Source organism: Streptomyces sp. ISL-1 (genome assembly GCF_018614585.1).
GTDB classification, from domain to species: domain Bacteria; phylum Actinomycetota; class Actinomycetes; order Streptomycetales; family Streptomycetaceae; genus Streptomyces; species Streptomyces maoxianensis.
The window spans coordinates 91107-114172 of sequence record NZ_JAGGOI010000024.1; the positions used below are offsets into that span (position 1 = coordinate 91107).

Here is a 23066-nt window from a genome sequence, read left to right on the forward strand (position 1 = left end):
GGTGGATTGGATGGCAGTTCAGCGGAGGGCGCCGGCGAGGTCGCCCCACAGGTGCGCGGTGGTCTCCACACCCTTGATGAGCAGGTCCAGTTCGACCTTCTCGTTGGGCGCGTGCCAGCCGTCGGACGGAACGGAGATCCCCAGGAAGAGCACGGGGGCCGCCAGCACGTCCTGAAGATCCGCAGCGGGACCCGATCCGCCCTCGCGGGTGAAGCGGATCTTCTGCCCGTCGAAGGCGCGGCTCATCGCCCGTACGACCGCCTGCAGGGCCGGGTGGTCCAGCGGCGTCAGACAGGGACGGGTCGAGGCGCGGAAGGTGATCTTGTGGCGGACACCGGCCGGCACCCGGGCCGCGACCCAGTCGCCGACCGCCTGCTCGATCTTCTCCGGGTCCTGGCCCGCGACAAGACGGAACGTGAGCTTCAGCTGGGCGGACGCCGGGATGATCGTCTTGCCGCCGGGACCCTGGTAGCCGCCGCCGATGCCGTTGAGCTCGGCCGTCGGGCGGGCCCAGATGCGCTCCAGCGTGGAGTAGCCGGCCTCGCCGAGCGTGCCGTGCGACTTGGCCGTGCTCAGCCAGGAGGCCTCATCGAAGGGGAGCTCGGCGAACAGCTCGCGCTCGGCGTCCGTGAGCGGTGCGACGCCGTCGTAGAAGCCGGGGATGGTGACGCGCTCGTCGGCGTCGTGCAGCGCCGCGACGAGACGGGCGGCGACGGTGGCCGGGTTGGGTACCGCCCCGCCGAACGAACCGGAGTGGATGTCCTGGTCAGGGCCGTACAGCTCGATCTCGCAATCGGCGAGGCCCCGCATACCGGTGCAGACGGTGGGGGTCGTCTCGGACCACATGCCGGTGTCGGACACGATCACGGTGTCGGCGGCGAGGCGTGCGGAGTTGGCCTCGACCAGAACCCGGAAGTTCGGCGAACCCGACTCCTCCTCGCCCTCGATCAGCAGCTTGAGATTGACCGCGGGGGTGGTGCGTCCGGTGGCGGCGAGGTGCGCCCGTACGCCCAGGGTGTGGAAGAAGACCTGCCCCTTGTCGTCCGCCGCGCCGCGCCCGTACATCCGGCCGTCGAGGATCCGCGGCTCGAAGGGGTTCGTGTGCCAGCCGTCCTCACGAGCGGCGGGCTGGACGTCGTGATGGCCGTAGACCAGGACGGTGGGCGCATCCGGGTCGCCGGAAGGCCACTCGGCGAAAACCGCGGGGGCGCCGGGGGTGGACCAGACCTCGGTGACCGGGAAGCCGGTCTCCTTGAGCTTGGCCGCGAGCCAGTCGGCACTGCGCCGGACGTCCGCGGCGTGGTCGGGCTGGGCCGACACGGACGGGATGCGCAGCCAGTCGGCGAGGTCGTCGAGGAAGGCGGAGCGGTGCTGCTCGATGTACGTACGGACGGCGCTGTCCGGGGTGTCGCTCATGCACCCGAGCCTAACGGGCACGGATGACCGTCTCGTCGGCCGTCTCGCCCAGCAGGATGCGCTCCAGCTCGGCGCGGGTGGGGAGAGGGCCGGGACGGACGATCTCCCCGGTGCGTACGTATACGAACGCGGCGTTGACGGCTTCGAGGGGGAGGTCGTGCTCCTCGGCCCAGGCGAGCCGGTAGATGGCGAGCTGGAGGGGGTCGGCGGTGTTCGTGCGGCTGGTCTTCCAGTCGACGATTTCGTACGCCCCTGTCGTCTCCTCTGCCGATTCGTCTGCCGTTCCGTCCGCTGTTCCGTCCGCTGCTTCGTTGCGGTAGACGGCGTCGATACGGCCGCGGATCACGCGGCCCGCGAGGGTGAGCTGGAACGGGGACTCCACGCGGTAAGGGGTACGGCGCGCGTACGGGGTGCGCTCGAACGCCTCCTTCAGCGCGGCCAGGTCACGCTCGTCCGCGATCTCGGGATCGTCGGCGTCACCGCCGGGGAGCTCGTCCGGGCCGAGCATCGGGAGCGGCAGCTCCTCGAACCGCGACTCCACCCAGGCGTGGAAGCGGGTGCCTCGGCGGGCCGCGGGGTGCGGGCGGCGCGGCATGGGGCGGGCCAGCTCCTGGGCGAAGCCGTCGGGGCCGGCGGCGAGGCGTATGAGCTGGGAGGCGGAGAGGGCGGAGGGCAGGAGGACGTCACGGACGGTCGCGCGACTACGGCGCAGCTCGCCGGCGAGAGCGTCGAGGTCGCGGTCCCAGGAGGCGATGGTGCGGGCGTCCTCGGGGGTGGTGGCCGCCGCCTCCAGAGGGTCGGCTTCGCGGCGCGGGTGCGGCAGGCCGGCCGCCGTGTCCTCCGGGAGGCCCGGCTCGTCCCAGGGGTCGTCCCAGTCCGGCTGATCCGGCTGATCCGCCTCGAACAGGAGACCCTCCTCCGGCTCGGACGGGAGATCCTCCAGCTCCTCCAGCTCTTCCGGCTCTTCCGGCTCGAACGCGAGACCCTCCTCCGGCTCGGACAGGATCTCCTCCGATCCGAATGGGACCGGTTCGGGCCGGAACTCCTCCGGCCCGTCCAGATACGCCAGCACCGTATCCGCCGCGGCACGGCGGCGCGTCAGTGAAGTCGCATCCAGTGGCAGCGGCCAAGCCCGGTCCGCGGTCGTTTCATGCAGGCTCGGGTTCTCCGCGTCCTCCTCCGGTTCGTCCGCCCAGACCTCGATCTCGCCGAAGCCCTCCACGCAGTGGTCGTACAGCGCCCGCAGGAACGGCGAGGGACCGCGGCGGCGCTTCTGGGTCGGGCCCCACCAGTGGGCCGATCCCAGGAGCAGCGAGCGGGGGCGGGTGAAGGTGACGTAGCCGAGGCGCAGTTCTTCCGTGTGCTGGTGGTCCTTCATCGCGTCCTTGAAGGACTTGAGGCCCTTGGCGTCCCAGGACTCGACGGAGGGAAGGGTGGCCGCGTCGCCCCGCAGCGCGTGCGGCAGAACCTTGGACTGGGAGGTCCAGGCCTCGCGCGCCTGGTCGCTGGGGAAGTGCTTGGCGACCAGGCCCGGGACCGCGACCACGTCCCACTCCAGGCCCTTTGACTTGTGGGCCGTCAGGACCTTGACGGTGTTCTCGCCACCCGGAAGGGCGTTGTCCAGGCCCTTCTCGTACTGCGCGGCCGTACGCAGGAAGGCGAGGAAGGCCAGCAGCGTGGCCTCCCCGTCCAGCGCCGCGAACCCGGCCGCCGTGTCAAGGAAGTTGGCGAGGGTCTCGCGGCGGCGGGCGGCCAGGGCGTGCGGTGATGCGGAGAGTTCGACCTCGAGGCCGGTGGTGGACAGAACGCGGTGCAGGACGTCCATCAGCGGGTCGGCCAGGGAGCGGCGCAGGTCGCGCAGTTCGGCGGCGAGGCGGGCGAAACGGACCCGGGCCTCCGCGGAGAAGGGGAGGCCGTCGTCCTGGCGGTCCGCCGACTCCAGGAACGTGTCCAGCCCGTCCGCGAGCGAGATGACCTCGGCCGGGTCGGTGCCTTCGACGGCCGCTGCCAGCCGCTCGTCCGGATCCGTCCCCTCCGACGAGGCGCGGTGGACCAGCAGCCGGGCCCGTCGGCCCAGCAGGGCCAGGTCGCGCGGTCCGATCCGCCAGCGCGGGCCGGTGAGCAGACGTACGAGAGAGGCGTTGGCCCCCGGGTCCTGCAGGACCTCGCACATCGCGACCAGGTCGGCGACCTCGGGCAGGTGGAGCAGGCCGGACAGGCCGACGACCTCGACCGGGACGTCCCTGGCGACCAGCGCGCCCTGGATCTCGGGGAAATCGCCCGCCGTGCGGCACAGGACCGCGATCTCGCCCGGCTCCTTGCCCGTTCGCACCAGGTGGGCGATCGAGTCGGCGAGCCACTCGATCTCCTCGGCGTGGGTGGGGAGGAGAGCGATGCGGACGGACCCGTCCCGCTCGGCGCCGGGGGCGGGCCGCAGCGCCTCGACGCCCTCGTGCATGGCGCGCAGCGGGGCCGCCAGGCCGTTGGCGAGGCGCAGCAGCCGACCGCCGCTGCGGCGGTTCTCGCTGAGGGAGAAGCGGGTTGCGGGGCGGCCGTCGGCGTACGCGAAGTGCGCCGGGAAGTCGTCGAGGTTGGCGACGGAGGCCCCGCGCCAGCCATAGATGGCCTGGCAGGGGTCGCCGACCGCGGTCACGGCATGGCCGGTTCCCTGGCCGAACAGGCCGGACAGAAGCAGCCGTTGGGCCACCGACGTGTCCTGGTACTCGTCGAGCAGCACGACCCGGAACTCGTTCCGCAGGATGGCCCCGACCTCGGGCCGGGTGAGCGCGAGTTCCGCGGAGAGCGCGATCTGGTCGCCGAAGTCGAGGAGTTCGCGGGCGCGCTTGGCCTCGCGGTATCGGATGGTCAGATCGAGCAGCTCAAGGCGGGCCTCGGCCGCTTCGGGCACCTTGCGCAGTTCGGCGTTGCTCAGCCGGGCGTCCTGCAGGGTGCGCAGCAGTTCGGAGTCGTACGTGCCGAGCTGCTCGGGACGTACGAGATGCTCCGCGAGCTCGGCGTCGAGCGCCAGCAGATCGCTGACCAGGGACGGAAAGGATCTGGTCAGCGAGGGATACGGGCCCGGCGCCTCGCGCAGCACACGCGCGGCGAGTTGGTAGCGGGTGGCGTCCGCAAGCAGCCGCGCGGTCGGCTCCAGGCCTATCCGCAGCCCGTGGTCGGTGAGGAGCTGCCCGGCGAAGGCGTGGTACGTGGAGATGCGCGGCTCGCCAGGGGGGCTGTCCGGATCGATGACGTCGGGGTCCGTCACCCCCGCCCGCACGAGCGCCTTACGGACGCGCTCGGCGAGCTCCCCCGCCGCCTTGTTGGTGAAGGTGAGGCCGAGGACCTGCTCGGGGGCGACCCGGCCGGTCCCCACGAGCCACACCACCCGCGCGGCCATCACCGTCGTCTTCCCCGAGCCGGCTCCGGCCACGATCACCTGCGGGGCGGGCGGCGCGGTGATGCAGGCCGTCTGCTCCGGGGTGAAGGGGATGCCGAGGAGCTCGTTGAGCTGCTCGGGGTCGGTGATGCGTGCGGTCACCTCAGAGAGGCTAATGGGGACCACTGACAGCGGTGGCCCCCGTCGGCCTCAACCGCCCCGGTCGGGCGTCGGGCGCGGCCTCGACCGGCGTCAGTCTCCGGAGCCCGAACCCGAACCCCGAGCCCGAGCTGGAGCCGGCCCCGGAGTCGGACCCCGGGCCCGCGCTCAAACCGGTGTCCAGCTTCTCCAGGTCGACGACCTGGTCGGCCGGCGGTGCTACGACCTTGACCGGTTTGTCGAAGTCGGAGAAGGTCATCGTGCCGGGCGCGTCACCGCCGGTCTTGACGACCCTGACGAGGTACGGCCTGCCCTTCTTGGCGACGTACAGGGTGATCGTTTCGCCGCCGGCCTTCTTCTTCACAAGGGTCGTCGTGGGCAGACCGTTGACCTCGGCGTCGGGCCCCTTGGCCATCCCCTGCCGGTCGGACTTGTTCATGTCCCTGTCCTCGAGCATGGCCTTGAGGTCGCAGACGCCGCCCATGTCCCTCGCGCTGCTCGCCGGCATCTTGATCCAGCGGTCTTTCACCAGCTCGACGAAGCGTTCGCGGCCCGGGTCGGACGAGCTGCCCTCGTTGAGCGAGGCGCGCCAGAATTTCTCGTCGCCCTTCATGTAGAGGATCTTGTTGACCTGGCGCAGCTCGGCTGTGCCGACGAGGCCCAGCTTGCCCGTGCACGCGCCCTTGTTGTCCATTGCGAGGTCGACGGTCGTTCGCTCGCCTTCGCTGCTGACATGACCGGCCATTCTCAGGGACCGTGCTGCCCGTGTGGTCGCGACAGCCTTGTCCGCGATCTGATCGGCGGTCAGTCCTCTGAGGTCGACCGGTGCCGTGCCGCTGACGGCCGCCGGTTCCTGCTTCTGCTGCTCCTTCTTCTCCTCGGAGGCGCTCTTGGCCTTGATGTCGCCGCCGTTGGAGCAGCCCGCCAGTGCGGCGATCGCCGTCGCGGCCGAGAAGACCACCGCCGTAACCAAGGACTTCCGTTTGGCCGCCATGTGTCTCCCCTTGCAGGTCCGCTTGTCGCCTTGTCGCCATTCATTGGATGCAAGCAAATACGACAATGCTCGACAAAACACCGCTCATTCCACTATTTGGCGGCCTTCCGGCTGGGCGCTGCACGAGGAACGGAACGCGCAGTGGGTGCAGTGCTGCCCCGCGCTCGGGGTGAAACGCTCGTCGAGTACCCGGCCCGCGGCGGTGGCCAGCAGCTCGCCGACCCACTCCCCCGCGAGGGGCTCCTGCGCCTGGATCCTGGGGAGGGCGTCGCCACCCTCCTTCGTGGCCGCGGCCTGGCGCAGCTGTACGAGCTCGGCGCCGCCGGGCTCGGGGCGGCGGCCGTCGAAGACCTCGTCCACGGCGCCTTCGCGCACGGCGAGCTGGTAGACGGCGAGTTGAGGGTGCCGGGCGACCTCGTCCCGGGTCGGCGTCTGCTTGCCGGTCTTGAAGTCGACGACGTACGCGCGTCCTTCGGCGTCCTGCTCCACGCGATCCATGGAGCCCCGGATGCGTACCTCGTACTCGCCGGCCTCCAGGGTCACGTCGAAGCCGTGCTCGGTGGCGGCGGGCGCCCGGCCTCCGCGATCCATGACGTGCCAGCGCAGGAAGCGTTCGAGCGCCACGCGCGCGTGCTCCTTCTCCTGCTGCGACTTCCATGGCGCGTCGAATACGAGCGCGCTCCAGACGGAGTCGAGGCGCTCCATGAGAACGGCCAGGTCGGCGGGGGTCTGTCCGGAGGCGACCTCGTCCGCGAGTACGTGAACGACGTTGCCGAACCCCTGGGCGGCCGTTGACGGGGCGTCCGCCTTCACCTCGCGGCCCAGGAACCACTGGAGCGCGCAGGTGTTGGCCAGCTGGTCCAGTGCGCTGCCGGAGAGGGTGACGGGCTGGTTCCGGTCCCGCAGTGGGAGCCGGCTGTGGGTCGGCTCGTACAGGCCCCACCAGCGGTAGGGATGCGCGGCGGGCACGAGCGGCTGGCCCTCGTCGTCAGCGAGCGCCGCGAGGCGCGCGAGGCGGCGGGCGGCGGCGTCGCGCAACGCGGGTGTCGCCTGTGGGTCCACGGTGGTGGCGCGCAGCTCGGCGACGAGCGCGGCGACGGCAAGGGGGCGGCGGGGGCGGCCGGTGATGTCCTTGGGTTCGACGCCGAGTTCGGTGAGGAAGCGAGATGGCTGGTCGCCGTCGTCGGCGGGTGCCTTGACGGCGGTGACGACGAGGCGGTCGCGGGCGCGGGTGGCTGCGACGTAGAAGAGCCGGCGTTCCTCGGCGAGGAGGGCGCCGGGGGTGAGGGGCTCGGCGAGCCCGTCGCGCCCGATCCTGTCCGCCTCCAGGAGCGAGCCCCGCCGTCGCAGATCGGGCCAGAGGCCTTCCTGTACGCCGGCGACGACGACGAGGCTCCATTCCAGGCCCTTGGAGCGGTGGGCGGTCATGAGACGTACGGCGTCGGGGCGGGCGCTTCTCCCGGCGAGGGTGTCGGCGGCGATGTCCTGGGCCTCGATCTCCTCGAGGAAGTTGAGGGCGCCTCGGCCGCCGATGCGCTCTTCGGCACGGGCGGCGGTCTCGAACAGGGCGCAGACGGCGTCGAGATCGCGGTCGGCGTTGCGTCCGGCCGCGCCGCCGCGGAGAGCAGCGCGTTCGAGGCGCTGCGGCCACGGGGTGCCGGCCCACAGCTCCCACAGCGCCTCTTCTGCGGTGCCGCCGCCCTCGAGGAGCGCGCGTGCCTTGCGCAGGAGCGCGCCGAGCCGCTGGGCGCCGCGGGCGTACGCGGGGTCGTGCGCGACGAGGCGCTCGGGCGCGGCGAGGGCGCGGGCGAGGAGCTGGTCGGAGGGCGGGGGCACGCGATTTCCGCCGGCGCGCTCCTCCTCTCGCAGGGCGCGGCCGAGACGACGGAGATCGGCGGCGTCCATCCCGCCGAGGGGGGAGGTGAGGAGGGTGAGGGCGGTATCTGTGCTGAGCCAGGGGGTGGTGGGGTCGTCCTTCGCCTTCGCCTGCGCCGCGGTGTCGGCCGGGCCGGCCGTACCGTCCACGACCGCGTCGACCGGGTTCGCGCCATCCCCTGCCGCGTCGGCCGGGTTCGCGCCATCCCCTGCGTCGTCCGCCGGGCTGTCCGTGGCCTCCCTCGCCGCGTCCGCCGGCCTGTGCGCGCCCTCCACCGCCGCGTCCGCCGGGCTGTCCGTGGCCTCCACCGCCGCGTTCGCGGGTTGCGCCCCCCGCGGCTGCGTCGCCGCCCTGGCCACCGCGCGCAGTGCCGTCAGCAGCGGAGACACCGCCGGTTCGTGGCGCAGAGGGACGTCGTCGCCGTCGATTTCCAGGGGGACGCCCGCCGACGTCAGAGCGCGGCGGACCGCGGGGATCGTGCGGCCGCCCGCGCGGACCAGGACCGCCATGTCATGCCAGGGGACGCCGTCCTCCAGGTGGGCCCGGCGCAGGATGTCCGCGACGTTGTCCAGTTCCGTGGAGGTCGTCGGGTAGGTGTACGTCTCGACCCGGCCGCCCTCCCGGGCCGCGCCCAGTTCCCGGTGCGCCCGGGCCTTCTCCGACGGCAGGCGGGGCAGCGGCATCCGGCGGGTCAGCAGCCGGGTCGCCGCCAGCAGGTGCTCGCCGCTGCGGCGGGACGTCGTCAGGACCGCCACGTCCGCCGGACTGCCGTCCGCGTGCCGGAAGGCATCGGGGAAGTCGAGGATGCCGTTCACGTCGGCGCCGCGGAACGCGTAGATCGACTGGTCCGGATCGCCGAACGCGACCAGCGTGCGCCCCTGCCCGGCCAGTGCCTGGAGCAGCCGTACCTGGGCCGGGTCGGTGTCCTGGTACTCGTCCACGAACACCGCGTCGTAGGGGAAGCCGGAAGGCGAGGCGACCCGCTGGGCCAGCAGCACCGCCCGGTGCACCAGCTCCGCGTAGTCGAGCACCCCCTGCAGGTCCAGGACGTCCAGATACTCGGCGAGGAAGGACGCGGCCGCCCCCCAGTCGGGGCGGCCGGTGCGGGCCGCGAAGCGGGCCAGAGAGTCGGGGCCCAGGCCCAGCTCACGGCTCCGGGCGAGCACCGCCCGCACCTCGTCGGCGAAGCCACGCGTCGTCAGGCATGCCCGCAGCTCGTCCGGCCAGTGATTGCGTGCCAGCCCTTCCGTCTCCAGATCGAGCTGGCCCGCCAGCAGTTCCCGTACGGCGACGTCCTGCTCGGGACCCGACAGCAGCCGCAGCGGCTCGGAGAAAAGATCGGCGTCCTGGTGCGCGCGGACCAGGGCGTAGCAGAAAGAGTGGAAGGTCGTCGCCTGCGGCCCCCGCGCGCCGCCGAGCCGCAGCGCCATCCGGTCGCGCAGTTCCACCGCCGCCCTGCGGCTGAAGGTGAGCACCAGAATCCGGGCCGGATCCGTCCCCTTGGCCACCCGCGCGGCGACCGACTCCACCAGCGTGGTGGTCTTGCCGGTCCCAGGACCTGCCAGAACGAGCAGCGGGCCATGATCGTGGTCAACCACCGAACGCTGATTCGCGTCCAGGAGAGGGGGATCCACGGTGTCCGGCGGGGTACGCACCAGTCGGTACGCGCCCGGGGTCCTCCCTCTACGCCCCTGCGGGCGTGGGGGGACCCCCTGCCGTACCTGTTGCTGGTACGGCGTACGTCCGGTGGTGGAGGAGGAGCTCACGTGGATCGCCGGTCCTGGTGGGTGTGCTGGTGGTGATGGAGCGGTTCGTGCCGCGGGCTGACGACGCTACGCGAGCGCGCTGCCGCGACGCAGCGAGTCCGGCGCGCGCTCCATACGGTGGTCGGAGCGCCCGTACGACCGCCGAATGGCGGAAGCTGTCATATATGAGCGCTGTCTCCGGCACCACCACCGCCGTCCCATCGTGCGCGCTTCATGTCGAGGCGCGGCACGTGGCCCTCGGCGCTGCGCGCTGCCTCGCGCAGGGGCGTCCCCTCGGTGCGGTAGTGCTCCATGGCACGCAGCTCATGGCCGGGCAGCAGCGCGCCGTCCGCGCGCACGACACGCCACCAGGGCACGCCGCCGCCGTAGAGGGACATCGCCCGTCCGACCTGGCGCGGCCCGCCCTCGCCGAGCCACTCGGCGACGTCGCCGTACGTCATCACCCGGCCCGGCGGAATCAGCTCGGCGACCTCGAGCACCCGCTCCGCGTACTCCGGCAGCTCTTCCATCCGGCCCATCCTGCCGCACGCCACCGACAACGCAGCGGACAGCCCGACCCCAGGGGCAAAGGGGCGTATCCTGCCCGCCTCACGCCCTCGCAATGCACCCTGATGCCCCCCTCTGCCATCGGGCCGTGCCACCATCATGCGGGCGGTGACTGGTGATACGAGATCAAGAAGAGACCGAGACGGCGAAGGAGCAGGGCGTGCAGCCTCCTCAGGCGGCTGACACCCCTGAGTCCGAGTCGTACCCGGACGCGCCCGTTCCGCAGGCCGGTGCCGCCGCCCCCGAGGGGAAGAAAGAAGCCGCGGACAACGCCATCGGCAAGGCCTCGGACACAGCTGCAGACAAAGCTGCAGACACAGCCGCAGGCAAGGCTCCGGACAAGGCGTCGGACGAAGCCGCCGACCCGGCCGCGGACAAATCCGCCGGCCCGGCTGCGGCCAAAGCGGCAGCGAAGGCGGCAGACGCCTCGGGCGACACCGGCGTCGACCGGGTCTCGGGTGACGAGCCGTTGCTCGCCGCCCGCGTCCACCGCCCCGCCGACCTGCTGCGCCTGCTCATCGGCATCCTCGCGATCGCCGTCGTACTCGCCATCGCCGCCTTCGCCCACGGCACCACATCCGGCCTCGAGCAGGACATCAACAAGGGCACCGGACAGGCCCCCGACCTCTTCGTCAAGATCGCCGGGCTGGTCTCCAGCATCGCCGTGCTGCTCGTCCCGGTCGCCTTCGCGATCGAGCGGCTGATCAAGCGGGACGGACTGCGGATCGCGGACGGCGTACTCGCCGCGGTACTCGCACACGGCGCCACCCTCGCCACCGACCTCTGGGTCTCCAGGGCCGCGCCCGGCCCCCTCCAGGAGGCCCTGACCCAGGCGCAGACGGGCGGCGGCCTGACCGACCCCGTCCACGGCTATCTCGCGCCCGTCATCGCGTACATGACGGCCGTCGGCATGTCCCGCAGACCCCGCTGGCGTGCGGTCCTGTGGGTGGTCCTGTTGCTCGACGCCTTCGCGATGCTGGTCGCCGGCTACACCACCCCGTTCTCGATCATCCTCACCGTGCTGCTGGGCTGGACCGTCGCCTACGGCACGCTGTACGCCGTCGGCTCACCGAACGTACGGCCCACCGGCCGGACCCTGCTGGCCGGTCTGCGCCACGTCGGCTTCCGCCCGGTCACCGCCATGCGCGCCGAGGAAGTCCCCGACTCCGCCGAGCCTGGCGACCGCGGCCGCCGCTACCAGGTCACGCTGGAGGAGGGCGCGCCGCTCGATGTCACCGTCGTCGACCGCGAGCAGCAGGCACAGGGCTTCTTCTACCGGGTGTGGCGCCGGCTGACACTGCGTTCCATCACCACGCGCCGCTCGATCCCGTCGCTGCGCCAGGCCCTGGAGCAGGAGGCGCTGCTCGCGTACGCCGCGATCGCCGCCGGTGCCAACGCGCCCAAGCTGATCGCGACGTCGGAGCTCGGTCCGGACGCCGTGATGCTGGTCTACGAGCACCTGGGCGGCCGTTCCCTCGACTCCATGGCGGACGAGGAGGTCACCGACGACGTGCTGCGCGGTGCCTGGCGGCAGGTGAAGGCGCTCCAGTCGAGGCGTATCGCGCACCGGCGGCTGACCGGCGACGCGATTTTGGTGGATCGTTCCGGCAAGGTGATCCTGACCGATCTGCGCGGCGGCGAGATCGCCGCGGGCGATGTGGTGCTGCGCATGGACATCGCGCAGCTGCTCACCACGACCGGGCTGCGGGTCGGCGCCGAGCGTGCGGTGGCCACCGCCGTCGAGGAGCTCGGCCCCGACAAGGTCGCCGACTGTCTGCCGCTGCTCCAGCCGATCGCGCTGAGCCGCTCGACCCGGGCGACGCTGCGCAGACTCGCCCGCGAGCGCTCGCAACGCGAGCGGGAGGCGGTGCTGGAGGCATCCGCGGCCGCCAGGCGGGCCCGTACGGCGGAGACGGAAGAGGCGGCGGTCGACGACCGCAAGGCCGTCCGCAAGACCGAACGGGCGGAGAAGCAGGCCGACAAGAAGGCCATGGACGAGGCCATGGACGAGGTGCGCGAGGAGGATCTGCTCTCCCAGATCCGCCGGCAGATGCTCCTGATCAGGCCGCAGGCGCCGGTCGAGCCGGTCCGCCTGGAGCGCATCAGGCCGCGTACGCTCGTCAGCTTCATCGCCGGCGCGGTCGCCGCGTACTTCCTGCTCTCGCAGCTCGCCGGCATCGACTTCGGCACGGTCTTCGCCCGCGCCCACTGGGGCTGGGTGGCGGCCGCGGTCGCCTTCTCCGTACTCAGCTACTTCGCGGCGGCGATGAGCCTGCTCGGCTTCGTGCCCGAGCGGGTGTCGTTCCTGCGGACCGTCGTCGCGCAGGTCGCCGGGTCCTTCGTCAAGATCGTCGCCCCGGCGGCGGTCGGCGGCGTGGCGCTGAACACCCGCTTCCTGCAGCGTTCGGGAGTACGCCCCGGCCTGGCGGTGGCCAGCGTCGGCGCCTCCCAGCTCTTCGGGCTCGGCGCGCACATCCTGCTGCTGCTGCTCTTCGGCTATCTGACCGGTACAGAGCGGACGGCGTCGTTCACCCCGTCCAGGACGGTGATCGCGGGGCTGCTCACGGTCGCTGTGCTGGTGCTGGTGGTGACCGCGATCCCGTTCCTGCGCAAGTTCGTCTCGACGCGGCTGCGCTCGCTGTTCGCCGGAGTGGTGCCGCGCATGCTCGACGTACTGCAGCGGCCGATGAAACTGCTCACAGGCATCGGCGGGATGCTGCTGCTGACCGGCGTGTTCGTGATGTGCCTGGACGCGTCGATCCGGGCCTTCGACAACGGCAACCAACCGCTGAGCTACGCCAGCATCGCCGTGGTCTTCCTGGCGGGCAACGCACTGGGCTCGGCCGCGCCGACACCGGGCGGCGTGGGCGCGGTCGAGGGTGCGCTGACCTTCGGTCTGATCGTGGCCGGGGTGCCGAAGGAGGTCGCTGCGCCGGCGGTGCTGCTGTACCGCATGATGACGCTGTGGCTGCCGGTGCTGCCGGGGTGGTTCGCCTTCAACCACCTGACCCGCAAGGGCGCGCTGTAGCGCCGGGGTCGCACGGCGGCCGTCCTCGCTCCCCCCGGACTTCGTCCGGGCCCCCACGGGCTTGAAATCAGGCCCGTCCCGCGATTGAGGACCAATCCCGCGCCACCCGCATGGACCGCCGCCCGCGCGCCGAAAGCCCCGGCGGCGCACCATGGCGTCATGCCGACCTCTTCCGCGGCCGTGCGCACCACCGCCTTGCGTACCGTCGCACTCGCCGCCTCCGTCGCCGTGCTGCTCACGGCCGCCGGCTGTTCCGGCAGCGACGAGGGCGCGGGCGGGGAGCGGGGGGCGCAGGATCTCGCCTCGCAGACACTGGACTGGCAGAAGTGCCCGCCGCCCTCGGAGGCGGAGGGCGGCGGACCCGCGCCCTCGCCGCTGCCCGGCGGCATCGCCTGGGAGTGCGCCTTCATGGACGCCCCACTCGACTACGCCAAGCCGGACGGCGAAACCATCGAGCTGGCTCTCATCCGGGCGAAGGCCCGCGACCCCGGCCGGCGGATCGGCTCCCTGATCTTCAACTTCGGCGGCCCCGGCGGCTCCGGGATCGCCACCCTGCCCGCCGCCGCCGCGGATTACGCCACCCTGCACACCCGCTACGACCTGGTCAGCTTCGACCCACGCGGGGTCGGCCGCAGTGCGGCGGTGGAGTGCGAGGACGACAAGCAGCTCGACGCGTACTTCGCCCAGGACTTCACGCCCGACGACGCAGCCGAGGAGAAGACGTACACGGAAAACCTGGAGAACTTCGCCGAGGCCTGTGAGAAGAACTCCGGCGAGCAACTGCCGTACGTCGGCACCATCAACGCCGCCCGCGACATGGACCTGATGCGCCAGGTACTCGGCGACGACAAGCTCTACTACTTCGGCATCTCGTACGGCACCGAACTCGGCGGCGTCTACGCCCACTTGTTCCCGAAAAAGGTCGGCCGGGCCGTCTTCGACGCCGTCGTCGACCCGACCAAGAACTCCGAACAGAGCTCGCTGGGCCAGGCGCAGGGCTTCCAGCTGGCGCTCACCAACTTCGCCCAGGACTGCGTGGACCGCGGCGATCAGTGCCTGCTGCCCGGCTCCACGGCCCAGGAGATCCAGAACTGGATCATCGCGATGATCAACGAGCTCGACAAGAAGCCGATCGCCGGCATCGGCGACCGGAAACTGACCCAGAGCCAGGCCACCAACGGAATCGCTCAGGCTCTGTACTCCAAGGAGTACTGGGAGTTGCTGGAACAGGGTCTCGACGAGGCCGACGGCGGCAAGGGCGCGCTGCTGCTCGCGCTCTCCGACGCGATGAACGGGCGCAGCGAGAACGGCCACTACAGCAACCTCGCGGCGGCGAACACGGCCATCAACTGCGTGGACTCCAAGGACCGCTGGTCCCTGCCGCAGACGGAGGCGAGACTGCCTGAGTTCCGCAAGGTGTCGCCCGTCTTCGGCGACTACCTCGGCTGGGGCCTGATGGGCTGCAGCGAATGGCCGGTGCCCGGCACCTGGAACACACCCGCCGTCACGGCGCCCGGCGCGCCGCCCATCGTCGTCATCGGCACCACCGGCGACCCGGCAACCCCGTACGAAGGCGCGAGGGCGATGGCCGACGCCCTCGGCAAGGGCGTCGGCGTGGAGGTCACGTTCCGGGGCGAGGGCCATGGCGCGTACAACGGCGGCAACAAGTGCGTGCAGCAGACCGTGAACGCCTACCTCCTCGAAGGCAAGACGCCTGCCGCCGGGACGGTCTGTCAGTAGGCCCGCATAGGATTCAGAAAGAATCTTCGGAGCCATGGGGGCACGGGATGACGATGCGGGTACGGGCGGGGGCCCTGGCCGCGGCCGCGCTGCTGCTGGCCGGGGCGGTCGCCGGCTGTGACAGTGGTACGGACAAGGCGGATGCCGACGGCAAGAACACCGCCCGGCCCTCGGCGCCCGGGGCCGCCCCGGGCAAGGCCGCGCCGGGCGAGCCGACCCTGCCCGCCGCGCTCACCGGCCAGCAGTTGGACTTCAAGCGCTGCAAGCCCCCCGTGAAGGCCCGGGGCAGCTACGCACAGGCGCCGGGCGGGCAATGGCAGTGCGCCCTGCTCAAGGCCCCACTCGACTACCGCAAGCCGACGGGCGAGACGATCGGGATCGCCCTGATCCGCGCCAAGGCACTCGACGGGGACAGGCGGATCGGCTCGCTGCTCTTCAACTTCGGCGGCCCCGGCGGCTCGGGGGTCGCCGGACTGCCCGGCTCGGCAGACGGCTTCAAGAAGCTGCACAGCCGTTACGACCTGGTCAGCTTCGACCCGCGCGGGGTCGCGGAGAGCTCCGCGGTGGTCTGCCGGGACAGCAAGCGGACGGCGGCCTCGTTCCGGCTGGACTCCACCCCGGACACACCCGAGGAGGAGAAGGCGTACCTCGATGACTCCACTGCCTTCGGCGCCGGCTGCGCCAAGAAGTCGGGCAAGGTGCTGGCACACGTCGGCACCGCGAACGCCGCCCGCGACATGGACCTGATACGCCAGGTCCTCGGCGACGACAAGCTGCACTACCTGGGCTTCTCGTACGGCACCGAACTGGGCGGCGTCTACGCTCACTTGTTCCCGGCGCGGGCCGGACGCCTCGTCCTGGACGCCGTGGTCGACCCCTCCGCCGACTACCCGGGGCACTCGCGCAACCAGGCCCTCGGCTTCCAGCGCGCCCTGGACAACTACTTCAAGAGCCGCGGCATCGGCGCGAAGGACGGCACCGCGCGCGTGGTGAAGCTGCTCGACAGGCTCGACCGCAAGCCGCTGCCGACCACGCAGGGCCGCACGCTCACCCAGAGCCTCGCGCTGACCGGCATCATCACGCCGCTGTACGCAAAGGACCAGTGGCCGTATCTGACCAAGGCTCTGGATGAGGCCGACAACGGCGACGGGAGCCGGTTGCTGATGTCGGCCGAGTCGTACAACGGCCGGGACGAGGACGGCAGTTATGGCACGCGGGACCACTCGCAGCGCGCCATATCGTGCGCGGACACGACGGGACGGGTGACGGCCGCCGAGGTCAGGTCCCGCCATCTGGCCGAGTTCACGAAGGTGTCGCCGGTCTTCGGCCCGTATCTGGCCTGGGACCTGGCGGGCTGGTGCGCGAACTGGCCGGTGCCCGGCGAGTCCGAGACTCCCGAGGTCGCCGCGCCGGGCGCTGCCCCGATCCTGGTCGTCGGCACCACGGGCGACCCGGCGACCCCGTACGAGGGCGCGAAGAAAATGGCGGACGAGCTCGGCGCGGGCGTCGGTGTGCTGCTCACCAACAAGGGTGAGGGCCACGGCGCGTACGGGAACGGGGCGTGCGTGACCGGGACGGTGGACGCGTATCTGCTCGACGGCAAGGTCCCGGCGAACGGCAAGACCTGCGGATAGCTGTCCGCGACAGCGCGAAGGGCCCCGGACTCGCCCGCACCCCGGACTCGCCCGCCACCGAACTCGCCCGCCACCCCCGGGCCGGCCTGCGGCAGCGAACGCGAAGGGCCCCGGACCGGCGTTCCGGTCCGGGGCCCAGCGCACACACACTCGCGTCAGTAGATCGGCAAGTCAGGCCATGTACTGCCTGACCTGCGTGTTTCCGGCATCCTCACTCCCCCTGGGCCGTCGTGGGGCCGTCATCGGTGTCCGGGCCGTCCCCGAAGGCACGGTTCACTGCCTCCCGGGTCCGCTTCTCGCTGCTGGGCATCAGATGCGTGTACGTCCGCAGGGTGAAGCCCGGGTCGTGGTGCCCCAGGTACTGGGACACAGCCTTGATGCTCTCCCCCGCGTCCAGCAGAACGGACGCGTAGAAGTGCCTCAGCGCGTGCATGCCGCTCGTCCGGCCGGGAGAAATGCCCGACGCATTCAGGGCCGGGCGCCAGGCCCAGCGGTTGAAGTCGTTGCGGTTGACCGGGCGACCGTGATCCCTATGGAAGAGCAAGGATGCCGTTACCGGCGAGCCGTCGACCGCCCGCCACGGCAGCGTCACAGCGGCGGGCGGGTGCTGGCTGATGTGCTCCTCGATCGACCGGGCAACACTCTCGGGCAGCGGGACCGTTCGCGCCTTGGCTCCCTTGGGCGGCGCGAACACCGGACGGTTACGGATGAGTTTGACCTGACGTACCACGTGAACCACTCCCTCGATGAAGTCCACGTCTTCGACCGCCAGGCCGAGGACCTCGCCCTGACGCAAGCCGCATCCGCCAGCCAAATCCACCATGGCCCCGTACTGCTCCGGCAATGCCGAGCGAACCGCAAGTACACACTCACACGGCCAAGGAACGATCCGGCGAGGGTCGAGCTTCGGCGCACGCACGGACGACGAACGACAAGGGTTCTCGGGGATCAGGCGGTCATCCACTGCCGCCGTCAGCATGGTGGAGAGATTCGCGAAGATCACTCGCTGATAGGCGGGCGCGACTCCCCCGTCCTGCAGCTTCCGCAGCCACTCACGAATGTGCGTCGGGCGGAGCGAGCCCAGTGTGCGACTGCCCAGGTACGGCAGGACGTGCAGGCGGATTCGCTGCTCGGTCCCCACGAACGTGCCCGGGTCCATGTTGAGCGACGCCAGCCAACGTTCGGCGTGCTGGCGAACCGTGAGGCGACCGGCTTGCGGGTCGATGTACTGCCCGCGCGACATGTCCGCCTCGATCTGCGCGAGCCACTGCTCAGCGAGCCGCTTCTGACGGTCGGGGAAGCTCTTGGACTTCTCGGTGCCGTCGGGACCGATATAGCGGGCGCGGTAGCGCAGGCCGAGGCCGTGGCGCTCTGTTTTCACCTTGCGAGTCTTGCCGTCCGGGCCGGTCTCGGTGCGATACCAGCGGTCTTGGACGTGTCCAGCCATCAGGCAGCCTCCCCAAGCTGGGAGTTCACCCAGGCGCGTACGTCGTTGGGATCGAAGCGGAGGTGCCGGCCGACCCGGAAGCCGCGGGGACCGGTGTGCTTGCGGCGCCACTGGTAGACAGTCTCGACGCTGGGGAGTTCGAACATCTCGACCAGGTCCTCAGGGGTCAGGAACCGGTTCGGCAGCTCTGAGGCCATGGTCAGCACTCCCTTTCGTCGGTGAGCTGGTCGCACAGGGCTTCGCGGGCGGTTTCTCGGTTGATGCGGATGTCTTCGGCGATGGATGCGGCGAGAGCGGATTCGCCGGGTGTGTGGCCGTGGCCGGCGTATCGCCAGTCGGCGAGGACGAGTGTGGTGTCGGGCTCGGGCAGGCCGAGGGTTCGGCGTTGCTCGGCTGCGCGGTAGTCGGCACGGACCTGACGCCGTTCGGCGAAGGTGGAGGAGTAGCGGCGGGACTTGGTGAGGAAGTGGCCGCGGAAACCGAGCATGTGCGCCCAGGCCCACAGCTTCCGTTCGGGGTAGAGCGGGTCGAGGTCCCAGCACGCGCGGATGAGACGGCGTGCGTGGTCGGGCACGTGGTGTTGGTCGAGTTCGGCGAGTTCGCCGACGCGGCGATCGAGTGCGCCGGTGGTCTCGGCTGCCTTGGTGGCGTACTTGGCTACGTAGGCGGCGACCTTCTGTTCGCTGATGTCGTCACCGTCGTCGAAGGCCTGTATGGGCTGGACGTCGAGCTTCTTGCCCCAGCACAAGGTGCGGGCGGGCTGCCCGTCGACAGCGGGCACCGTCACCGTGGTGTACGGATGCTTTCTGGCTGCGCGGATCGCGTCGGTGAGCAGGTCGAGCGTGGCCCAAACCGGGGGCGTGCTGTCGGGTCCGCTCGGTCCGTCGATGCGGATGACCGCGTGGAAGTGGATCGCACCGCGCTTTTGGAACTCCGCGACCTTGTTGAACGACAGCCGTACTGTCTCCTTGAACGCCTTCTGCGTGAGTCCTGCGGCGGCGGCGAGCTCGCGGCGGAGCCGGTTGATGAACCGGTGCCACAACTCGCCTGCGTGGTTGTTGAACAGCACCGCGCCCGCGTAGTCGTACGTTGCCGGGTCGAGCGCCGTGCCGAGGGCGGGATCGTCCTCACGGTGGCGAGCACCGCAGCGGCAGCGGCCGGTGTCGGGGATGTTGTGCACACGGCCGAAGGACGGGGCGGTCAGCGTGGTGAAGACACGGGGCCGCTCGCGTACCGCGGTGGGGATGTTCATGGTGTCGTCGCCGGTGAGGCCCGCGCGGACGAGGCGGTAGGCGTCGCCGGCGTAGAGGTAGGCGCAGGGCTGGCAGCGGGAGGCGCGGCGGTTGCCGCAGGCGATGCGCAGCCGGCCGCCGGGCTCGTCCTGCGTGGAGTAGGTGTGCAGGACCTGACCCGAGGTTTTGTCGCGGGTCAGGCTCCAGCCGGTGAGGTGGATGGGTTGGGCGCATCCGCCGGTCCTCTTGATCTGGTCTTGCCAGCGGTCGAAGTCGGGGGCCGAAGCCACCCTGAGCAGGTCGCCCAGGGTGGTCGGGTCCAGCGTGTCAGGCACGGGCCGCCTCCAGCGCGTCTGCGAGGAGCGGGGAGGCGAGCAGCCCCGGGGGTGGGCTCCACAGGCCACGTGCGCCGGGCCACGGCAGCGGCTCGGCGAGCGGGACGACAGTGGACAGTCGCCAATGCCAAGGGCTACGGCCGGACCAAAGGGTGCAGTAGCCGTCATCTTCGTGGCAGCCCTCCAGGCGGGCGACCGCGACGATCGCGCCCTTGGGGAAGGGGCGGCGCAGGAACGGGCGGGCCAGCGGTGCGTCTTTCGCGTTCGGGTCAGTGGTGCGCCCGGCGTGGATGAGGACCAGACCCCGGTGGTCGGTGGGCCAGCTGCGGTTCTCGATCCGCTTCGTGGCATAGGCGATGGCGCTTGCCCAGGGCTGCCGCACGGTGAGCGCCAGGACGGGGGCGGTGTCCAGTTCGCGAGCGTGGGGCTGGGGCATCAGAGCACCTCCAGCAGAGCGGAGGCGATCCATTGGGCGACGTTGGCGGGCACGGCGTTTCCGGCCTGCTTGGTCTGCTCTCCCCCGTGGCCCAGGACGGTGTAGTCGTCGGTGAAGCGCTGGGCGCGCAGGTGCTCACGGGCGGACAGCATGCGGAAGTAGCAGTCCTCCGGATCGATCTGCTCTGGCGGGCTGTCGGCTCCGAGCACCACGCCCGCTGACTCCCGGGTGGCGATGGTGTGCAGCGGTGTCCGGGTCGTGGTCGGGCCGCCCCTGCGGTAGGGGATGACCAGGCCGTGGTGGTTGCCTCCGGCGGTGATCGCGGCCAGCGGGTCGCCGATGGCCCGGGTGGTGGAGCCGCCGCCGCGGTGCTCGGTGATGAACGGGCCGGGCAGCAGCAGGGCTTCGCTTTCGCGGGTGGTGCGGGTGCGCATGGGCACGGTGACCGCGGCCGCATCGGTGTTCCAGCTGCCGCCGACGGGGACCAGCAGCGGCGGGATGGCGATGCCGTCGCCGATCCGCACGGTGCGGGTGGGCAGCGGCGCCGCCAGTGCGGGGAAGGCGCGGCCGTCGCCCTGGTCGCTGTGGTTGACCGTGACCACGGAGGGCACCCGGTGCTTGTCCAGTCCGAGGCGGATCTTGCGCAGGGTGGATAAGGCGAGGGGCTTCATGCCCTTGGTGTGCCGGTCACCGATACGGATACCGGGGTCTGACCAGTTGATCGCACCGGCTGCGGGCCGTACGTACGGTTCGACGATCTGATGACGGCAGGCGGGGTTGGGGCAGCGGAAGTCGTACTGCTGCCGGTACTTGCCGATCTTCCGGCCGTTGCGCCAGGACTGGACGGCCGATACGTCCTGTTCGCAGCCGGAGCACCAGGCGGGCGGGCGGACATCGAGGTTCGGCGCCCGCAATTCCCGTCGGGTGAAGACGATGAAGATGCGGTCCCGCCACTGCGGGGCGTGCGGGTTGTCGTCCGCGCCGATGTGAGCAGCGGTGACGGACACGATCTGGTGGCGGAAGCCGAGGATTTCCCAGGCGTGCAGCCACCAGGAGAACAGCGGCCAGGCGGTGGCGAAGCGGGGGACGTTCTCGCAGACGACGGCGTCGAAGTTGTGGACCTCGGCGGCGCGCAGGATGTCGTAGGCGGTGGCCCGGGTGCGCTCCCACGCGGCGTCCTGGATCGGTCCCTCTTCCAACAGATCCAGTTGGCCGGGGGTGGGCGGGGGCTTGGGGCGGCTGATGCCGTCGGCGGGGCTGCCCTCGGTGCAGATCGGGGAACCGACCAGGACCCGGGCCTTGGGCAGACGCCGCATGTCGTAGTGGTCCAGATCCACGCAGAGGTGCTCGGCCTCGGGAAAGTTGGCCGCATGGGTCTCGACAGCCCGTGGCCAGTGGTTGGCGCCCAGCACCACGTCGAAGCCGGCGCGGCGGAACCCGTCGGAGTCCCCACCGGCACCGCAGAACAGATGGATGGACGTCGGCCGGGAGGTAGCGGATCGGCGCATCACCGGACTGCCTCCTGCCCGGACGAGGCAGCGGCGGGGCGGCGGGTGGTGACGAGCCAGAGGGGCGCTGTGCCGGTGCCGTGGCAGGCCGGGCAGACGACGGTCAGGGTGGTGCGGGTGCCGTCCTGGTCGCGGGTGCCGGTGGTGATGGCGACAACGGGGAAGCCGTCGCAGTCCGGGCAGATCCGGGCAGCACGATCCGTGCGGTCGGGCATCATGGAGATTCCTTCCGGTTGATGAAGTCGGGTAGGGGCTTGGGCCGTCCGGGCGGCGGATACTTGGCGGTAGAGGCCGCCCGGAGGGCCGGTCAGCGCTGGCGCGGGTTGTTGAGCATGGAGCGCAGGACCACGGCACAGACCGCGACGGACGCGGCGGTGATGGCGACCGCGAGCAGGAGCGAGACGAGCACCGCGCCGACCACCAGGACGACAGCGGCGCCGCCACCCACGGCCACGAGAAGGCCGGCCGGTGTGAGCCGGACAGCAGGTGCGGCAGCGGGTGCCGAGGGCATCGCAGCGGGAGCCGGGGCGGGGTGCTGGCAGGAGCACACCGGAGCGTGCTGGTGCTGCTCGAGCGGAGCCGCCGGGTGGACGAGCGGGGCAACGATGCCGGTGGGTGTGGGCATGGTCGGGATGCGCGGGCGGAGCATGGTGGATCTCCCTTCTGGGCTGGTTACTTGGTGGTGCCGTTGACGACGTCGACACCGGTCCTGGTGCTGGATTCGATGGCCGGGGCGAGGAAGGTGTCGGCGAGGAGGAAGCCGCCGAGGAGGAGCACGACGATCAGCCAGGTCGGCGGGCGCAGCATCTTGATCCCGAAGTAGCCGAAGATGGCGACCACGAGGATCAGGGGCAGTTCGACGTTCACGAGGGTTCAGTCCCTTCAGTGATCTGGTGGGCGATGGCGTCGGCGAGCTGCGGGGCGACGCCGAGGCGGGTGCGCAGCGTTGCGGTGTCGATCGGGTGGCCGGTGGTGGTGCGGTGCGCGTCTGCGACCTTGCGGGCGTGTGCCAGGAGCGCGGGAGGCACCGCGATGGCGGGCGGCAGAGCCGGAACCGGAGCAGCCTCGGGAGGCGGTACTGGGGCGGGTGCTTCGCGGCTCACGGCGATGTCCGGGGCCGGTTCGGCAGCCGGAGCCGTCTTCGGCGTCTCGGTGCGCAGCTGCGTTGGGGTGTGGACGAGGAGGGTGCCGCCGAGGAAGGCGAGGGCGGGCCAGCCGGCCACCAGGATGCGCAGCCAGGCGGGCACGTCGGTCAGATCGAGCAGGCCCGCAGTCGCCACGTTGGCCCCCAGGGATGCGGCCAGGGCGACGGCGAACCAGGTCCACGCGGCACGAGTCGGGCCCCCGGAGGAGCGGAGGATGCGCAGGCGACGCCAGGCGGCGACCAGCAGAAGGTCGACGCTGATGGGGTAGGCCCAGGCTTTCCAGCCGTCTTGTCCGGCAGCGGCGGCGATGTCGTGCAGGTGGGCGAAGGACAGCGCACCGGCGATCACGGCCTGAACGAGTACGGCATCGGGCCGGACCGAGCGGGTCGAGTGGGTCACGGGTCTTCACCTCCTTCACAAGGGGGTTG

Annotated in this window: 17 protein-coding genes; 3 read left to right on the plus strand and 14 right to left on the minus strand. The window is 71.3% G+C overall.

Annotated features, from left to right (window positions below; genetic code table 11):
• Positions 1 to 18: 18 nt before the first annotated feature.
• From J7E87_RS18645 to J7E87_RS18665, 5 genes are all read right to left on the minus strand, one after another.
• Positions 19 to 1416 carry a dipeptidase gene (locus tag J7E87_RS18645; protein WP_215095378.1) on the minus strand — a complete coding sequence of 466 codons (1398 nt, stop codon included), beginning with the start codon at positions 1414 to 1416 and terminating at the stop codon, positions 19 to 21.
• Positions 1417 to 1426: 10 nt separating this feature from the next.
• Complete coding sequence (locus J7E87_RS18650) at positions 1427 to 4954, minus strand: ATP-dependent DNA helicase (RefSeq protein ID WP_215095380.1); 3528 nt, start codon at positions 4952 to 4954, stop codon at positions 1427 to 1429.
• A 10-nt stretch (positions 4955 to 4964) separates the two neighbouring features.
• Entirely contained in the window at positions 4965 to 5945 is a 981-nt protein-coding gene (locus J7E87_RS18655) for a hypothetical protein (protein ID WP_215095382.1), read from the minus strand.
• An 84-nt stretch (positions 5946 to 6029) separates the two neighbouring features.
• The gene (locus J7E87_RS18660) at positions 6030 to 9587 is read right to left on the minus strand and encodes an ATP-dependent DNA helicase (RefSeq protein WP_215095384.1); all 3558 of its coding nucleotides are present in this window, start codon (positions 9585 to 9587) and stop codon (positions 6030 to 6032) included.
• 158 nt (positions 9588 to 9745) lie between these two features.
• Complete coding sequence (locus J7E87_RS18665; RefSeq protein ID WP_251017634.1) at positions 9746 to 10105, minus strand: MGMT family protein; 360 nt, start codon at positions 10103 to 10105, stop codon at positions 9746 to 9748.
• 188 nt (positions 10106 to 10293) lie between these two features.
• On the opposite strand from J7E87_RS18665, the gene J7E87_RS18670 reads away from it, so the two are divergent.
• The 3 genes from J7E87_RS18670 to J7E87_RS18680 all read left to right on the plus strand — a co-directional run bounded on the left by J7E87_RS18670 (position 10294) and on the right by J7E87_RS18680 (position 16535).
• Positions 10294 to 13161 (plus strand): lysylphosphatidylglycerol synthase transmembrane domain-containing protein, encoded by a 2868-nt coding sequence (locus J7E87_RS18670; protein ID WP_215095386.1) that lies wholly within the window; start codon positions 10294 to 10296, stop codon positions 13159 to 13161.
• A gap of 159 nt (positions 13162 to 13320) precedes the next feature.
• Positions 13321 to 14901, plus strand: coding sequence for an alpha/beta hydrolase (locus J7E87_RS18675; RefSeq protein WP_251017635.1), 1581 nt, complete (start codon positions 13321 to 13323; stop codon positions 14899 to 14901).
• Between the two features lie 47 nt (positions 14902 to 14948).
• The gene (locus tag J7E87_RS18680) at positions 14949 to 16535 is read left to right on the plus strand and encodes an alpha/beta hydrolase (protein WP_215095388.1); all 1587 of its coding nucleotides are present in this window, start codon (positions 14949 to 14951) and stop codon (positions 16533 to 16535) included.
• Positions 16536 to 16746: 211 nt separating this feature from the next.
• Here the strand turns inward: J7E87_RS18680 and J7E87_RS18685 are convergent, their stop codons facing one another.
• The 9 genes from J7E87_RS18685 to J7E87_RS18725 all read right to left on the minus strand — a co-directional run bounded on the left by J7E87_RS18685 (position 16747) and on the right by J7E87_RS18725 (position 23037).
• Positions 16747 to 17982: a site-specific integrase gene (locus tag J7E87_RS18685; protein ID WP_215095390.1), complete on the minus strand. Its 1236-nt coding sequence runs from the start codon at positions 17980 to 17982 to the stop codon at positions 16747 to 16749.
• Positions 17982 to 18179: an AlpA family transcriptional regulator gene (locus J7E87_RS18690; RefSeq protein WP_215095392.1), complete on the minus strand. Its 198-nt coding sequence runs from the start codon at positions 18177 to 18179 to the stop codon at positions 17982 to 17984. The genes J7E87_RS18685 and J7E87_RS18690 overlap by 1 nt, the downstream gene beginning before the upstream one ends.
• 2 nt (positions 18180 to 18181) lie before the next feature.
• On the minus strand, positions 18182 to 19549 hold the full coding sequence (gene repSA, locus J7E87_RS18695) for a replication initiator protein RepSA (protein ID WP_215095394.1): 1368 nt from the start codon (positions 19547 to 19549) through the stop codon (positions 18182 to 18184).
• Positions 19542 to 19985 carry an ASCH domain-containing protein gene (locus J7E87_RS18700; RefSeq protein WP_215095396.1) on the minus strand — a complete coding sequence of 148 codons (444 nt, stop codon included), beginning with the start codon at positions 19983 to 19985 and terminating at the stop codon, positions 19542 to 19544. Before J7E87_RS18700 ends, repSA begins: the two co-directional genes overlap by 8 nt.
• A complete protein-coding gene (locus J7E87_RS18705) occupies positions 19985 to 21493 on the minus strand; it encodes a DNA cytosine methyltransferase (RefSeq protein ID WP_215095398.1) in 1509 nt (502 codons plus the stop codon). Before J7E87_RS18705 ends, J7E87_RS18700 begins: the two co-directional genes overlap by 1 nt.
• A complete protein-coding gene (locus J7E87_RS18710) occupies positions 21493 to 21711 on the minus strand; it encodes a hypothetical protein (RefSeq protein WP_374195193.1) in 219 nt (72 codons plus the stop codon). Before J7E87_RS18710 ends, J7E87_RS18705 begins: the two co-directional genes overlap by 1 nt.
• 89 nt (positions 21712 to 21800) lie before the next feature.
• Positions 21801 to 22142: a SpdD-like protein gene (locus tag J7E87_RS18715; protein WP_215095400.1), complete on the minus strand. Its 342-nt coding sequence runs from the start codon at positions 22140 to 22142 to the stop codon at positions 21801 to 21803.
• A gap of 23 nt (positions 22143 to 22165) precedes the next feature.
• The gene (locus tag J7E87_RS18720; protein WP_215095402.1) at positions 22166 to 22360 is read right to left on the minus strand and encodes a hypothetical protein; all 195 of its coding nucleotides are present in this window, start codon (positions 22358 to 22360) and stop codon (positions 22166 to 22168) included.
• Complete coding sequence (locus J7E87_RS18725; protein WP_215095404.1) at positions 22357 to 23037, minus strand: DUF2637 domain-containing protein; 681 nt, start codon at positions 23035 to 23037, stop codon at positions 22357 to 22359. The genes J7E87_RS18720 and J7E87_RS18725 overlap by 4 nt, the downstream gene beginning before the upstream one ends.
• Positions 23038 to 23066 lie beyond the last annotated feature (29 nt).

What these genes read in the sequence shown, in the direction of transcription:
- J7E87_RS18705 (WP_215095398.1), bottom strand. Translation starts at nt 21,493, where the DNA reads ATGCGCCGATCCGCTACCTCCCGGCCGACGTCCATCCATCTGTTCTGC.
- J7E87_RS18665 (WP_251017634.1), bottom strand. Translation starts at nt 10,105, where the DNA reads ATGGGCCGGATGGAAGAGCTGCCGGAGTACGCGGAGCGGGTGCTCGAG.
- J7E87_RS18675 (WP_251017635.1), top strand. Translation starts at nt 13,321, where the DNA reads ATGCCGACCTCTTCCGCGGCCGTGCGCACCACCGCCTTGCGTACCGTC.
- J7E87_RS18710 (WP_374195193.1), bottom strand. Translation starts at nt 21,711, where the DNA reads ATGATGCCCGACCGCACGGATCGTGCTGCCCGGATCTGCCCGGACTGC.
- J7E87_RS18715 (WP_215095400.1), bottom strand. Translation starts at nt 22,142, where the DNA reads ATGCTCCGCCCGCGCATCCCGACCATGCCCACACCCACCGGCATCGTT.
- J7E87_RS18690 (WP_215095392.1), bottom strand. Translation starts at nt 18,179, where the DNA reads ATGGCCTCAGAGCTGCCGAACCGGTTCCTGACCCCTGAGGACCTGGTC.
- J7E87_RS18680 (WP_215095388.1), top strand. Translation starts at nt 14,949, where the DNA reads ATGACGATGCGGGTACGGGCGGGGGCCCTGGCCGCGGCCGCGCTGCTG.
- J7E87_RS18685 (WP_215095390.1), bottom strand. Translation starts at nt 17,982, where the DNA reads ATGGCTGGACACGTCCAAGACCGCTGGTATCGCACCGAGACCGGCCCG.
- J7E87_RS18645 (WP_215095378.1), bottom strand. Translation starts at nt 1,416, where the DNA reads ATGAGCGACACCCCGGACAGCGCCGTCCGTACGTACATCGAGCAGCAC.
- J7E87_RS18700 (WP_215095396.1), bottom strand. Translation starts at nt 19,985, where the DNA reads ATGCCCCAGCCCCACGCTCGCGAACTGGACACCGCCCCCGTCCTGGCG.
- J7E87_RS18655 (WP_215095382.1), bottom strand. Translation starts at nt 5,945, where the DNA reads ATGGCGGCCAAACGGAAGTCCTTGGTTACGGCGGTGGTCTTCTCGGCC.